A 14423-nucleotide genomic window follows, 5' to 3' on the forward strand; every position below is an offset into this window, starting at 1 on the left:
GTCTCAGGAGGCGGCCAGCACCTCGTTCCAGGCCGCGGCGTACTCGTCCTGGTTCGGCGGGGCCTCGATGAGCCGCATCTTCAGCGCCACCTCGGGCTGGTCCATGAGGTTGGCCTTCACCATGTCGACCAGCCCTTCCTTGCGGAGCACCTCGACGCCGCCGCGGTTGGCGCAGCCGCGCTGGAGCCGCTTGAAGTTCGTCGCCACATACTCCGGACTGTGGAGATGATCGATCCACGCCAGCGCCGACTCCTTGTTGGCGGCGCCCTTCACCAGCATGTCGCCGTCGATCCACCCCACGTACCCTTCCTTCGGGGGTGCCCAGCCCATCGGCGGCCCGCCCGCGGCCTGGATCGTCATCGCCCGGCCGGGGTTCGACAGTCCGATCCACACGGTCTCCTCGACATAGAGCCGGAGCTGCTCGTTCCAACCCTTGGCGATGGTCGGGGCGTTCCGCTTGATCTGGATCAGGATGTCCTTCGCTCGGTTGAGCTGCTCCTTGGTCATCCGGAAGGGCTCGTAGCCCAGGAGGTACGCCGCCACCGGCCACAGGAACTCGTGCTGGTCACTGAAGCCCACGTGTCCCCTGTACTGCTTGTCGAGGAGCACCTCGTAAGAGGTCGGGGGCGTCTTGACCTTGTTCTTGTTGTAGATGAGCATCGTGGGCGACCATCCCCACGGCACCATCAGCATCCCGCCCCCGCTGGCCTGGAGTCCCGGGATCCGCTTGAACTCGGGATACATGTGCTTGGCGACGTTCGGGATGCTGTCCAGCTGGACCGGCTCGATCATCCCCTCCTGGTGGTAGCGGACGGGCCAGAGGCCGTCGGCCTCGAACAGGTCGTACTGGCTCGCCCCCGACACCTTGAGCTTCGCGAACGTCTCCGCGTTCCCGGTCATCGCGATGTGGTTCACGCGGATGCCGGTCTTGTCGAAGAAGCCCTTGATCCCCTGGGGCTCCACGTGGCCGCCCCAGGCCATCCAGTTCACGGTGCCGCCGGCCGCCCGCGCCGGGCGGGCGACGACGCCCGGGATCCCGCTGGCGAGCACCCCGCCGCCTGCCAGTGCCAACCCCCTCAGAAACGCTCGCCGGTCGACCGGTCTGGTCACCATCTGGGCCTCCTTGTCCTGGGTCTCACTCGGTCCTGACGCTCACTCGCCGGAGCCTCCACCTCGCCCGCCGCGGCTCACCCGCTCTCCGCCCGGAACACGCGGGCGTCCTCGACCTCCCACGCGAGGTAGACCGGCTGCGCCTCGCGCAGCGCCTCGCCCATCCCGCTCCCGGCGTCGTTGAGCCGGTACACGAGCACGTCCTGATCGTTCGCCAGCCGGACGAAGTAATGGGTGACGAAGCCGAGGTTGGCGATCTTGCTGATGTGACCCGTGACGATCGCGCCGCCGGCCGGCGGTGGCTTGGAGGAGAGCCGGATCCGCTCCGGCCGCACCAGCACCGTCACCGCAGCACCGGGCTCCAGGGGCGTGCTCCATCGCCCCTGGACCGACACCAGCGCGCCGATCGCGACGTCCACCCGATCGGCCTCTGCCCGCTGCACGCGCCCGGTGAGGACGTTCGGCGAGCCGATGAACTCCATGACGAAGCGGTCGGCGGGCCGGTCGTAGATCTCGCCGGGCGTGCCCACCTGGAGCACCCGGCCCCGGTCCATCACCGCGATCCGGTCGGACATGGCCAGGGCTTCTTCCTGGTCGTGCGTCACGTAGATGAACGTGATGCCGACCTTGCGCTGGAGTCGCGTCAGCTCCGCCTGCATCTGCTTCCGGAGCTTGAGGTCGAGCGCGCCCAGCGGCTCGTCCAGCAGGAGGACCGACGGGTGATTGACGAGGGCCCGGGCCAGCGCCACCCGCTGCTTCTGCCCACCGCTGAGCTGGCTCGGGCGACGCTCCTCGAGCCCCTCGAGCGAGACCAGGCGCAGCATCTCGCGCACCGCGCGCCGACGCTCCTCCCGGGCCACGCCCCTCATCCGCAGCCCGAAGCCCACGTTCTCCGCCACCGTCATGTGGGGAAAGAGGGCGTAGCTCTGGAAGACCGTGTTGACCGGCCGCGCGTACGACGGGACGTGCCCGACCCGTCGACCGTCGATCAGGATCTCGCCGCTCGAGGCCGCGTCGAAGCCCCCGATGAGGTTCAACGTCGTCGTCTTGCCGCACCCGCTCGGGCCGAGCAGGGAGAAGAACTCGCCCTTCCGGACCCGGAGGGACACCTCGTCGAGGGCCCGCACCGGGCCAAAGCTCTTGGTGACGCCCCGGAGCTCGACGGCGGTATCCGGCCGACTGTCGGAAGCCGGATCCCGCGGCATCGGGACCGGGGCGGAGTCGCCCCGGTGGTCCGGGCGAGGACCGGACGAGGCGGCCTCGGGGGCCGACCTCACGCCGTGAACGGGGGCGGTGCGGAGGAGATGCCGAACGACACGCCGGCCGGGCGAAGCATCGCGGCGATGATAGCCCGGCCCTCCAGCGGAGTCAAACGTCCGCGCCCCCCGAAGAAACTACGGGACCGCCTGGCCCGCGAGGACGCCGGTGAGTCGCTCGTGGTCGACCGCGAGCTGGCCGTTCACCACCACGAACGGAATCCCGACCGGGAACCGGCGGGGATCGTCGTAGGTCGCGGTGTCGATGACCCGGTCGGCGTCGAAGACGACCAGGTCGGCGAAGCAGCCGCGCTCGACGCGGCCCCGGCGGGGGAGGCCGAACCGGCGGGCGGGGCGGTCGGTCATCCGGTGCACCATCGCCTCGACCGAAAGGCCGCCGAACTCGCGGCGCAACCGGCCCAGGAAGCGGGGAAAGGCGCCGTACGCCCGGGGATGGGGCAGGCTGCCGGCCGGGGTGATGTCGCTGCACACCATGTAGTCCGGCCGGGCCAAGAGCTCCATCGAGTCCCGGCTCACCTGGCGCCACAGCGCCACGCTCCGGGGCGGCGCCGCCACGTGGCCCACCCGCAGCTCTTCCGAGAGCAGCAGGTCGCACAGCGCCTCGCCGAGCGAGCAGCGGCGGCGGGCGGCCAGGTCGGGGAGGCTCATTCCCTCCAGCGCCGTGTCCTTGCCGACGTAGGAGCAGACGAGCTGGGCCAGCGGCACCGACTCGTCGTGATCCAGCCCATGGGCGATCCGGCGGCGGTCCTCCGGATCCGCGAGGCGCCGGAGGATGGCGTCGGGCCCGCCCTCCTGGGCCCAGCCCGGGAGGTAGCTCACCGCGATCGAGCTGCCGGAGGGGTACGGGTAGATGTCGAACGTGATGTCGAGGCCCTCGGCCTTCGCGGGGTCGATGAGCCGCATGATCGTGTCGATCCGCCCCGCGGTCTCGGGCGCCGTCCGGTAGTGGGCGAAGTGGAGGCGCACCCCGGCGCGCCGCGCGACCTCGAGCGCCTCCGCGACGCCACTCCCGCCGTGGGCCCGCTCGAGGTTCGCCTGGCGCGGCTCGCACATGAACACGGCGCCGGCCGCGCGGACTCCCTCGCAGAGGGCGATCAGCTCGGCGGTCTCGCCCCACGGCCCCGGGTAGTACTTCGAGCCGGTGGAGAAGCCCACCGCGCCCTGCGCGAGCCCGTCGCGGACCAGGCGGCGGGCGGCCTCGAGGTCCGGCCCGCGGAGCGGCGCGTCCCGGAACCCGAGGACCTCGAGCCGCACCGTGGCGAACGGGACGAGGTAGGCGGTGTTGACGGCCACCTTCCGGTGGTAGTGGCTCCGGAAGGCGGCCACGCTCGACACGTCGAGGTCCTCGGGCGGATCGCCCAGGAGTCCTGCCAGCCAGCGGCGGTACACGCGGTAGTTCGGTCCGGAGAGCGGGGCGTAGGACATCCCATCGATCCCGAGGAACTCCGTGGTGATCCCCTGCCGGAGCCCCATCGGGTGCTGGGGGTCCGTCAGCAGCGCGCCCTCCGCATGGGTGTGGGGGTCGACGAAGCCCGGCGCCACCACCAGGCCCGTCGCGTCGATCACGCGCCGGGCCTCGGCCCGCCCGAGGTCGCCGATGGCCGTGATCGTCTCGCCGCCGACCCCGACGTCGGCGCCATACCCGGGAGCCCCGGTGCCGTCGACGACCGTCCCGCCGCGGAACACGAGGTCGAACATCAGCGGATGATCATACCGGGGATTCACCCTCCCCGCCCGGGACGACGTATACTCGCGCTCGGCTGACTCGGGTACGACACCCCATCCGGACACCGCGTGCGCCAGGAGGAATCATGAGAACCGTCGGATTCATCGGCCTCGGCAACATGGGCGCGGCGATGGCGAGCAACATCCACCAGGCCGGCTACGCCCTCGTCGTCCACGACGTGCGGGCCGATGCCGCCCGTCGCCTGGCCGAGGCCGGCGCCCGCGTCGCGGCGTCACCCGCCGAGGTCGCGCGCCAGTCCGACGTGACCATCACCTCGCTGCCCGGCCCGCCCGAGGTCGAGGCGGTCGCCGTCGGCGCCGGCGGCCTCCTGGACGGCATGCGCCACGGCGGCGTCTGGATCGATACGTCCACCAGCCGGCCCACGCTGATCCGGACGCTCGCACCGCGCTTCGGCGCCAGGGGCGCCCACGTGCTCGATGCCCCGGTGAGCGGCGGGAAGACCGGCGCCCAGAGCCGCAACCTCGCCGTCATGGTCGGGGGCGACCGGGCCGTGTTCGAGCGCGTGAAGCCGGTCCTCGACGCCTTCGGCGACAAGGTCTTCTACGCCGGCGCCATCGGCGCCGGCTGCGTGGCCAAGCTCGTCCACAACATGATCGGCCACAGCGTGCGGCAGGCTGTCGCCGAAGGGCTCACCCTCGGGGTCAAGGCCGGCGTGGACGCCGAGGCCCTGTGGGAATGTATCCGCCGCGGCGCCCTCGGCCGGATGCATTACCTTCACGAGGGCCTGCCCCGCACGGTCTTCCGCGGTGAGTACGCCCCGCCCATGTTCAGCCTCGGCCTCGCGCGCAAGGACATCGGCCTGGCCACCGAGCTGGCGCGCGAGTATCAGGTCCCGATGCCGCTGACCAATCTGGCCGAGCAGATCGCCATCGCGGCTCTCAACCGCGGCTGGGGCGACCAGGACAACAACGTCGTGTTCCGGCTGCAGGAGGAAGCGGCCGGCGTCGAGGTGCGCGCCCCCCAGGTGGACCCCGGGCGGGCGGCCCGCTTCATCACGACGCATCCCGACGCCTGAGCGCGGTTACCCGTCCCCGAAGAGCCGGTCCCCCTGCTCGTCGATGATGCGCTTCGCCTTCGCGATCGTCATGGTGACGATGGCGTCGCGGTCGGGAGACGTATCGGCGCGGACGAGCTGATGGACCTTCCGGTCGCCGCCGGCTCCCGTCGAGATCGTGCCGGCCAGGCGCCAGCCGCCCGACTCCCGCTCGGGCGCGGCCGTGATCGTGTAGCCCTTGTACTCGACGCTCGCCTCGGGGCGCGGCGTCTCGGGGACCCGGCTCCCGGGCGAGAACAGACGGCGCAGGAAACTGACCATGGGCGCCTCCTTGGCGGGCAACGTCACCGGAGGGTCAAGTCGCGGGACAGCCGCGTGAGCCGCTCGGGTCCGGTGGCGGTCACGAGGACCGGGTCCCCGAGCGCGACGTACAGATCGCCCTCGGGGGCGAGGAGTCCCGCGTGGAAGAGGAAGCTCATCCCCGCCTGGAGGACGTGGGTGTCGGTCTCCTTGATCCGGAGGTTGTCGATCCAGGTCGGGGGATAGCCAAGACCGATCCCGTAGCCCACGTGCTGGCCGCGGCGCGAGTAGCCGCGCTCGGCCATCTGGGCGTGAACGAGCCGCGCCACCTCCGCCGTCCGGACGCCGGGCTTGATGGCCGCCAGCCCCGCGTCGGTCGCCTCGCGGATCGCGTCGTGCATCGAGCGCAGCCGATCGCCGGGGGCGCCGACCGACGCCGTGCGCATGCACACCGCGTGGTAGCGCCGGTAGCAGCCGCCCACCTCGAGGAGAAACGGGTCGCCGGCCCGGACCTCGCGGGTCGTCGCCGCCCCGTGCGTCTGGGTCAGCGTCCGCGGCCCGGTCCCCATCGGCGGCGCCACCGACGGGTGCTCACCGCCGGCCCGGTACATCGCGGCCACCACGGCCGCGTGGACGTCGCATTCGCGCGCGCCGGGCCGGAGCGCCTCCCAGGCGGCCTGGACGCCGGCGTCCATCACCTCGCCGGCCCGCCGCATGCACGCGATCTCGGCCGGCGACTTGATCAGGCGCAGCTCGGTCACGAGATCGGAGGCGTCCACCAGCTCCGCCCCCTGGAGGGCGTCCCGCAGGAGGTCGTAGTAGTACGGGAGGAGCGCGTGGCTCTTCCGCTCGATCCCGATGCGCGCGCCTCGGAGCAGTCCCCGCTCGGTCAGGATGTCGGCGGTCTGCTGAGCGGGATCGCGGGTGGCGTCGTCGAGCCAGACGCGCACGTCGTCCACGATGCCGCCGTCGCGGACCAGCAGCTCGTCGACCTTGCGGACGATGGCGGTCATCGGCGCCTCGGCCGCCGGCACGATGAGGACCTGGTAGACCCAGTAGCCGATCTGGTCGTAGCCCGCCAGGTAGAACATGTGCTCCTGGTGGAACACGAGGAGCACGTCGAGGCCGGCCTCGCGCATCGCGGCCCGGGTGCGCCGGAGCCGCGCCGTGTACTCGGAGCGCTCGAACGGGGGCGCCATCAGGGTGCTCACACCGGCGTCTGGAGATGGAGGAGGTCGGCGCGGGGAATGTGGCACACGATGGCGTGCCCCCGGTCGCCCGTCACGACGGGCGGCGCCTCACGCTCGCAGATGGGCCCGACCTTGCGCGGACACCGGGGGTGGAACGGGCAGCCGGACGGCGGCGCCGCCGGGTTGGGCGCCGGCCCCACGAGGCGGATGGCGCCCGCGGCCGGCGTGGCCGAGAGCGACGGGACCGCCGACAGAAGCGCCTCGGTGTAGGGGTGCCAGGGCGGCCTGAACACATCTTCCGTCGTGCCCGCCTCGACGATGCGTCCCAGGTAGAGGACGACGACGCGGTCGGCGATGTGGCGGACCACCGAGAGGTCGTGTGAGATGAAGAGGTAGGAGGTGTGGGCCCGCGCCTGGAGCGAGGCGAGCAGGTTCAGGACGGTCGCCTGGACCGAGACGTCGAGGGCCGAGGTCGGCTCGTCGCACACGACCAGATCCGGCCGGCAGGCGAAGGCCCGCGCGATCGCCACCCGCTGGCGCTGGCCGCCCGAGAGCTGAGCCGGGAACACGTCCAGGTAGCGCGTCTCGAGGCCCACCGACTCGAGGAGCCGGGCGGCCGCGGCCCGGCGGCTCCGCCGGTCCGCCAGGCCGAACAGCGTGAGCGGCCGGGCGACGGCCTCGAGGATCGTCCGGCGGGGGTTCAGGGTCAGATCCGGGTTCTGGAAGACGATCTGAAGCCGGCGCCGCAGCGCCCGGGGCCGCGCCGCCGGCCGGCGCGGCACCGGCCGCCCGTCGACCTCGATCCGGCCCGCGGTGGGCTGCAGAAGTCCCACGACGCAGCGGGCCGTGGTCGTCTTGCCCGACCCGCTCTCCCCGACGACGGCCAGCGTCTCGCCGGCCGCGACCGCGAGCGACACCCCGTCCACCGCCCGGACGATCGGCGCCCGCCCGAGCACCCCGGCCAGGCCGCCGGCCTGGCGGTAGTGGTGGACGAGGTGGACCACATCCAGGAGCGGCACCGAACGCGGCGCCGCGCCGGCGACGGCGGCCGCGATGGCCGGGGCCCGAACCGCGTCCGGCGGCGGGACGCGGTCCCAGTAGAAGCAGCGCGCGCGGTGATCCGGGGCCGCCTCGAACCAGCCCGGGTGCTCCTGCCGGCAGCGCGCGTCCGCCAGCGGGCAGCGCGGGGCGAACTGGCACGCGCGAACCTCGGCCCGGGGGTCGGGCAGCGTCCCCTCGATGGCCGGCAAGAGACGCGCCGCAGCGGGGCGGTCGACCCGCGGCAGGCAGCCGAGGAGCCCGACCGTGTAAGGGTGCCGCGGCCGCGTGAACACGGGGCCGACCGGCCCGTGCTCCGCGATCTCTCCCGCGTACATCACCGCCACCTCGTCGGCGAGCCGCGCGATCACCCCGAGGTTATGCGTGATGTAGAGGATGCCGGCCGCCGTCCGCTGCCGGAGCGAGTCCACCAGGTCGAGGATCCGGGCTTCGGTCGTGACGTCGAGGCCGGTGGTCGGCTCGTCGAGGACGAGGAGGTCGGGATCGCAGGCGAGCGCCGTGGCGATCGAGACCCGCTGCTGCTGGCCGCCCGAGAGCTGGTGCGGGTAGCGCCGGGCGAGCTGGGCGGGGTTCGGCAGCTGAACGGCGGCGAAGAGGTCGAGCATGCGAGCCCGGGCCTCGGCCCGGCGGAGCCGCTCGTGCTCGACGAGGACCTCCACCAGCTGGTCCCCGACGGTCAGCACGGGGTTGAGCGTGCTGGTCGGATCCTGGAACACCATCGCGAGCCGCCGGCCCCAGAGGCGGCGCAGCTCGCGCGCCGGCTGGCCCACCAGGTTCTCGCCGCGGAAGCGCACCTCGCCCGTCACCTCGGCCTCGGAGAAGAGCGCCCCCATGACCGCGAGGGCGACGGTGCTCTTCCCGGACCCCGACTCGCCGACGAGCCCCAGGACCCGACCCGGCGGGAGCACGAACGACACGCCCTTCACCGCCCGGACCGGGCCCGCGCCGGTCCGGTACGAAACCCGGAGGTCGCGTACGGTGAGCACCGGCTCGCTCCCCGGCGCCGGGGTCACAGGGTTTCCCCGCGACGGCGAAGCGCCAGCACGTCGCTCAGGGCGTCGCCCAGGAGGTTGGCCCCCACGACGGCGCTGGAGATGGCGGCGGCCGGCAGGATGGCGAGCCAGGGCGCCTGGGCGAGGAACGGCAGCGCCTCGTTGATCATGAGCCCCCAGTCCGGCGCCGGCGGCTGGGCGCCGAGCCCCAGGAACCCCAGCGAGGTCGCCAGGAGGATCGCGTAGGCGAACCGGATCGTCACCTCGACGATGATCGGGGCCCAGGCGTTCGGCAGCATCTCGGCGAAGATGATGTAGAGGCCCTTCTCGCCGCGGGCCCGGGCGGCGTCGATGAACTCCGAGGCGGCCAGGCTGAGCGCGATGCCCCGCACCACGCGCGCCGAGCGCGGCATGAACACGACGCCGATCCCCAGGGCGACGTAGACCGGGTCGGACCCGACCGTCGTCAGGAGCAGCATCGCCAGCAGGAGGGCCGGCAGGGCCATGAGCGCGTCCACCACCCGCATGAGCACCTCGTCGACGAGCCCGCGGTAGAACGCGCCCAGCATGCCCACCACCACGCCCAGCCCGACGCCGAGCAGCGTGCTGGCCGTCGCCAGGCTGAGCGTCGAGCGCGCGCCCCACATGACGCGGCTCAGCTGGTCGCGGCCGTACTGGTCGGTGCCGCCCAGGAACTCGCGCGAGGGCGCCTCGAGCGTGTGCAGGATGTTGAACTGGGCGAAGTGATAAGGCGCCAGCGCCGGGCCGAACAGGGCGAGCCCGAGGTGGACGGCGAGGAGCGCGGCGCCGGCCGCCGCCATGGGCGAGCTCCCGAGCATCGCCCGCGCGAACCCGGCGCCCCGCCGGAGCGCGGCCAGCGCTCCGGGCCCCGGAGCGATCCCGGCCGGCGCCCCCGCGGGTGGGCTCATGGTTTCAGTACCGGATCCGCGGATCGAGGGAGGCGTAGATCAAGTCCGCCGCCAGATTGGCCAGGGCGTACGTCACCGCGATGACGAGGGCCGCCATCTGGATCACCGGGACGTCGCGGTGGTTCACGGCGTCCACCATGAGCCGGCCGAGGCCCGGATAGGCGAACACGCTCTCGACCACGACGATGCCGCCGATCAGGAACCCGACGTTGATGGCCACGATGCCGACCGTCGGCAGGAGCGCGTTCCGGAGGGCGTGCCGGAGGATCACCAGGCGCGGGCGGAGGCCCCGGAGGCGGGCCGCCCGGATGTAGGGTTGCTCCAGGACGTCGATCATGCTGGCCCGGGTCATGCGCGTCATGTGGGCGAGGAGCGCCAGGACCAGCGTCAGCGTCGGCAGCACCAGGCTCGGGGCGACCGACCAGAGGCTCGCCCGGGGATCGATCAGGCTGGACGGCGGCAGCCACGCGAACCGGAACGCGAGGACGAGGATCAGCACCGTGCCCATGATGAACTCGGGGAGCGAGACCGCCACCAGGGTGACCAGCCCGACCGCCTGATCGAGGAACCGGTTACGCCGCAGTGCCCCGAGGACGCCCAGCCCGATCGCCAGCGGCACCGCCACCGCCAGGGCCAGGACGGCCAGCACCGCCGACTTCCCCAGCCGCTCGAGTACCAGCGGGCGCACCGGCACCTGGTAGAGCAGCGACGTCCCCCACTCCCCGCGCACGGCGCCGCCGACCCAGTCGAGGTAGCGGAGCGGGGCCGGCCGGTCGAGGCCGAGCTTCTGGCGGAGGGCGGTGAGATCCGCGGGAGTGGCCGAGGTGCCGAGGATCATCACCGCCACGTCGCCCGGCAGCACCTGGACGATGCCGAAGATCAGGATCGACACGATGGCCATCACCACCGCCAGCAGCAGGAGACGCCGGCCGACGAAGGCGAGGACCCGCATCGGGCTCGGACTCCGGCATCAACGCTCGGCCCCCATCCGCTCCGATTCCCGCACGAGCGTTCAGCCCTCCAGGTACGCGTTCCGGAAGTCGCACCAGCGGAGCGGGTGGAGCGTGTAGCCCTTGACGGTCGACCGCATCGCGCTCAGGTACTGGGTGAAGTACGTGACGATGTAGTGCCCCTCGTCGGCGATCACCCGCTGCACCTCCGCGTAGATCTCCTTCCGCTTCCCGGCCTCGGTGGAGGACCGGCCCTCCTCCAGCAGCTTGTCGAGCTTCGGGTTCGAGTACTTGCCTTCGTTCCAGCTGCCGGTGCTGTGGAAGTAGGGATAGACGGTCTCGTCGATGGTGGCCCGGCCGAACCAGTTGTTGACGTAGAGCGCCTTCTTCTTGTAGACGTTCGCGTTGAAGACCGACCACGGGACCGTCTTGACCTCGAGCTTGATGCCCGCCGGCGCCACCATCTGCTGCACGACGACCGCCAGCTCCTGCAGGCCGACCCGCTCGTTGGAGGTCCAGATCTCCTCGCTGAACCCCTGCGGGTGGCCGGCCTCGGTGAGGAGCGCCCGGGCCCGGGCGACGTCCTGGGCCCGCTGAGGGAGTGCCTGGTGGAAGGGGTTGATGTCGGGCACCGGGTGGTCGTTCCCGACCGTGCCGCGCCCCTGCCACACCGCCTTGATCACCCCGTCCCGGGACAGGAGGAGTTTCATGGCCAGGCGCACCCGGTTGTCGTCGAAGGGCTTGTGGTCCGTCGCCAGGACCACCGGCTGGAACGAGGTGCTCTTCACGCCGACGAGCGAGACGCCCGGCGTCCTCTCCAGGGTCCCGACGAAGGCCACCGGCACCTCGAACATCATCTGCACGTCGCCGCCGCTGAGCGACGCCACCTGGGTCGCGTGCTGCGGAATGTTGACCTGCCACAGCTCGTCGAGGTGGGGCCGCGGCTTGTCCCAGTAGTCCGCGAACTTCACCAGCCGCGTACGCTCGCCCGGCTTGAACTCGGTCAGCCGGAAGGGTCCGGTGCCGGATGGCTCGCTCACGATCTTGTCCGCCCGGTCGGCGGGGAGGATCCGGCCGAAGGTCACGCCGAGGTTCACGGGCAGGTCGGCGTACGGGGCCGACATCCGGAAGCGGACCGTGTAGTCGTCGGCGGCCTCCACCTTCTCGATCGGCCCCAGCGCCGTCCGCCCTGGCGACGCGGTCTTCGGGTCGAGGACCCGCTCGAACGTGAAGACGACGTCGCTCGCCTTGAGTTCCCGCCCGTGGTGGAACCTGGCACCCTGCCGCAGATTGAAGGTCCAGACGCGTGCCTGGGGATCGGAGCTCCACCGGGTCGCGAGCGACGGCTGCACCTGCAGCTTCTCGTCCACGCGCGTGAGGTTGTCGTAGACGTTCTGGGTGATCATGTACTCGTCACCCTGGATGCTGAGCGCGGGGTCGATGGTGCGCGGCGAGCTGGCCCACGCCATCTTGAGCGTGCCCCCGGACCGCGGAGTCTGGGCCCACGCCCGGCCGCGCTCCCGACCCCGCACGACCGGCTCCACCATGCCGATGGCGCCTCCCGCCAGCGCCAGCTCCAAGAGCCGCCGGCGCGTCAGGCCGCCCCGCGTTCGGTCCGTGTGCTCGTCGTCACGGTTCATCGACGGCCTCCTTGTACTTTTCGGGGGGGTCTCGGAAGACCCCCGATTGACTGGCGTGGTTCATCACCGGTCGATCACGGCTGACGCGTCGATCTCGACCAAGAGCTCGGGGAGCGCGAGACCCTTCACCACGACCCCCGTGCTGCAGTGGTGGACGTCCTCGAAGTACTTGTCGATCATCCCGTAGACGGCCGGACGGTAGGACACGTCCGTCACGTATACCGTGAGCTTGCAGACGTCCTTGATACTGCCCCCCGCCTCCTCCATGAGCTGCTTGATGTTCTTGCACGCCTGCTCCGCCTGGGCCCCGGGGTCGCCCTTCCCGACGAGCTTGCCGTCGAGATCGAAGCCCGTCTGCCCGCGGAGGAAGACGTATTCCCCGCGGGTGCGGATCGCCATCGAGTAGATGCCGCGGGCGCCGTGCTTGTAGGGGGAGGCGTCGAACTTCCGGATGAACTGCTTGGGCATGGGTCTCCTCTCGAGGCGCCACCCGTCAGGCGAGCCGCACCGTCAGGTCCGACAGCCGTCCGGCGTTGGTCGGAGCCAGGTCCTGCGGACATGCCGAGCAGGCCGCCACCAGGTCCATGCGCGCGAGCAGCGTGACGTAGTCCCCCGGGCGGGCCGGGGACGGCGCGCTCAGGTAGCCGCCATCCGGCAGGACTGGCGAGTGCTGGAAGAGGTTCACCGGGTCGGGGATCCGCCAGGCGGGGAGCTCGAAGGGCACCAGCGCCTCGACGAAGTTCATCCGGCAGCTCCGGTGGTCCTCGACCCCGAAGTCGCGGCGGTAGCGGTAGGGGTCGCAGGCGGCGGCCAGGAAGTCGTGCACCCCCACCGTGTCTTCCATCAGCTCGAGGATGGGCTCGCGGTGGTTGGTGAACAGGCTGGCGCCCGTCGTCAGGCGGATCGAGCCGAGGCAGCGGCGCGTGTGGCTCGGGCTCAGGAACTCGGTGAGGTCGGCGGCGTTGAAGGCCACCAGGTCGCCCACCTGGTGTCCCTCCGTCTGGGCGATCGTGACCCGCTCACCCGCCCGCATGCGCCACATCCGGGCGTGCCCGGCCGGGATGACGAACTCCCGCGGCGCCGTGCTCACCGGCTCCGCCGGGCCGGCCGCCGCCCGCGCCGGGTCGGACTGAAGGGCAGGTTCAGCCGGTCTTCCGCCATGGCCACGCGCCTCCTGTTCGGGACGGCCTCCGACCTCCCCGAGCCGACACCCGCACGGCGCGCCCGATCCTATCATCGGACGACACGGCGCGCCACTGGACGCCGCGGGGGTGGACGCCGCGGGGGTCCTGGTGAGGCACGCGACTCGTTGCGCGCCAGCTCACGGCCGCGCGTGAGCCACCCGCCCGCCCCCTGGCGCGTCCCGGCGGGGTTGGCTATGCTTGGCGATGCAGATGGCGGGAACGCCGTCCTGGCGAGATGGCCTCTGGAGCGGCTAGAGGTTCCGCCTGAGCGGACCCGGGAGCAGGAGATGCCGGAGGGGTTCTGGGCCACCGTCGACATCGCGGAGGACCGTCTCCGGTCGTGAAGCACGAGATTCGGTACGGCAAGGCGGCAATCCGGCTGTACCGGACCCACGCCCACCCGCTGCCCGGCGTCCGCTCCAACATCCTCTTTGCGCACGAGGTGACGGTGGACGTGCACGGCGAGAACTTCTTCCCCGCCTACACCGAGGGTGACAACTCCCAGGTCGTGGCCACCGACACCATGAAGAACTTCACGCTGGCGGCCGCCCTGGAATTCGCGGGATCGACGCCGGAAGGCTTCGCGGCCTTCCTCGCCCGGCGTTTCCTCGACAGCTATCCCCAGATGGAGCGGGTCGGCGTGCGGCTCGACGAGCTACCCTTCGCCCAGCACAGCGAGAAGCTGCTCAGCCCGCTGGACGGCGAACACCCCAGCGTCTGCCTGACCGCCGACCGCTCCGGCATCAAGCAGCTGGAGTCGAGCCGCCGTGACCTCCGGCTGGTCAAGCTGACCGGCAGCGCCTTCGCCAGCTTCGCGCGCGACCGCTACACGACCCTGCCCGAATGCACGGACCGTCCGCTCTTCATCCACCTCGACCTGAGCTGGCAGTACGCCTCGATCGAGGACGCGCTGAGCGAGGACCTCGCGCGCTATGTCCCTTCGGAGCACGTGGCGGAGATGGCGCGCCAGACGTTCGACGGCTTCGTCAGCCTCTCCATCCAGCACCTGGTGCACGAGATGGGCCGGCGCATCCTCGACCGCTGGCCACGG

The 14423-nt window shown here is 71.8% G+C and carries 13 protein-coding genes; 2 read left to right on the forward strand and 11 right to left on the reverse strand.

The genetic code is table 11. The annotated features are described in order from the left end of the window. Window positions 1-3: 3 nt before the first annotated feature. The 3 genes from VGW35_11140 to VGW35_11150 all read right to left on the reverse strand — a co-directional run bounded on the left by VGW35_11140 (window position 4) and on the right by VGW35_11150 (window position 4085). Window positions 4-1113, reverse strand: coding sequence for an extracellular solute-binding protein (locus VGW35_11140; GenBank protein ID HEV8308212.1), 1110 nt, complete (start codon window positions 1111-1113; stop codon window positions 4-6). A 74-nt stretch (window positions 1114-1187) separates the two neighbouring features. Then, the gene (locus VGW35_11145; protein ID HEV8308213.1) at window positions 1188-2315 is read right to left on the reverse strand and encodes an ABC transporter ATP-binding protein; all 1128 of its coding nucleotides are present in this window, start codon (window positions 2313-2315) and stop codon (window positions 1188-1190) included. A gap of 189 nt (window positions 2316-2504) precedes the next feature. Continuing rightward, window positions 2505-4085, reverse strand: coding sequence for an amidohydrolase family protein (locus tag VGW35_11150; GenBank protein HEV8308214.1), 1581 nt, complete (start codon window positions 4083-4085; stop codon window positions 2505-2507). A gap of 113 nt (window positions 4086-4198) precedes the next feature. On the opposite strand from VGW35_11150, the gene VGW35_11155 reads away from it, so the two are divergent. Further along, on the forward strand, window positions 4199-5149 hold the full coding sequence (locus VGW35_11155; GenBank protein ID HEV8308215.1) for an NAD(P)-dependent oxidoreductase: 951 nt from the start codon (window positions 4199-4201) through the stop codon (window positions 5147-5149). Between the two features lie 6 nt (window positions 5150-5155). Here the strand turns inward: VGW35_11155 and VGW35_11160 are convergent, their stop codons facing one another. From VGW35_11160 to VGW35_11195, 8 genes are all read right to left on the reverse strand, one after another. Continuing rightward, complete coding sequence (locus VGW35_11160; GenBank protein HEV8308216.1) at window positions 5156-5449, reverse strand: HlyU family transcriptional regulator; 294 nt, start codon at window positions 5447-5449, stop codon at window positions 5156-5158. Between the two features lie 23 nt (window positions 5450-5472). Beyond that, complete coding sequence (locus VGW35_11165) at window positions 5473-6627, reverse strand: Xaa-Pro peptidase family protein (protein ID HEV8308217.1); 1155 nt, start codon at window positions 6625-6627, stop codon at window positions 5473-5475. Between the two features lie 8 nt (window positions 6628-6635). Beyond that, window positions 6636-8663, reverse strand: coding sequence for an ABC transporter ATP-binding protein (locus VGW35_11170; protein HEV8308218.1), 2028 nt, complete (start codon window positions 8661-8663; stop codon window positions 6636-6638). 23 nt (window positions 8664-8686) lie between these two features. After that, window positions 8687-9598 (reverse strand): ABC transporter permease, encoded by a 912-nt coding sequence (locus VGW35_11175; GenBank protein ID HEV8308219.1) that lies wholly within the window; start codon window positions 9596-9598, stop codon window positions 8687-8689. Window positions 9599-9602: 4 nt separating this feature from the next. Then, window positions 9603-10550, reverse strand: a complete 948-nt coding sequence (locus VGW35_11180) for an ABC transporter permease (GenBank protein HEV8308220.1) — start codon at window positions 10548-10550, stop codon at window positions 9603-9605. A 60-nt stretch (window positions 10551-10610) separates the two neighbouring features. Continuing rightward, window positions 10611-12188, reverse strand: coding sequence for an ABC transporter substrate-binding protein (locus VGW35_11185; protein ID HEV8308221.1), 1578 nt, complete (start codon window positions 12186-12188; stop codon window positions 10611-10613). Between the two features lie 63 nt (window positions 12189-12251). Further along, window positions 12252-12656, reverse strand: a complete 405-nt coding sequence (locus tag VGW35_11190) for a RidA family protein (protein HEV8308222.1) — start codon at window positions 12654-12656, stop codon at window positions 12252-12254. A 25-nt stretch (window positions 12657-12681) separates the two neighbouring features. Continuing rightward, entirely contained in the window at window positions 12682-13278 is a 597-nt protein-coding gene (locus VGW35_11195) for an urea carboxylase-associated family protein (protein HEV8308223.1), read from the reverse strand. A gap of 434 nt (window positions 13279-13712) precedes the next feature. Between VGW35_11195 and pucL the strand changes: the two genes are divergently transcribed. Next, window positions 13713-14423 (forward strand): urate oxidase (gene pucL, locus VGW35_11200; protein HEV8308224.1); only part of this gene is annotated, 711 nt, incomplete at its 3' end.

Source organism: Candidatus Methylomirabilota bacterium (assembly GCA_036005065.1).
In the GTDB taxonomy this organism is placed as follows: Bacteria; Methylomirabilota; Methylomirabilia; order Rokubacteriales; family DASRDR01; genus DASYQW01.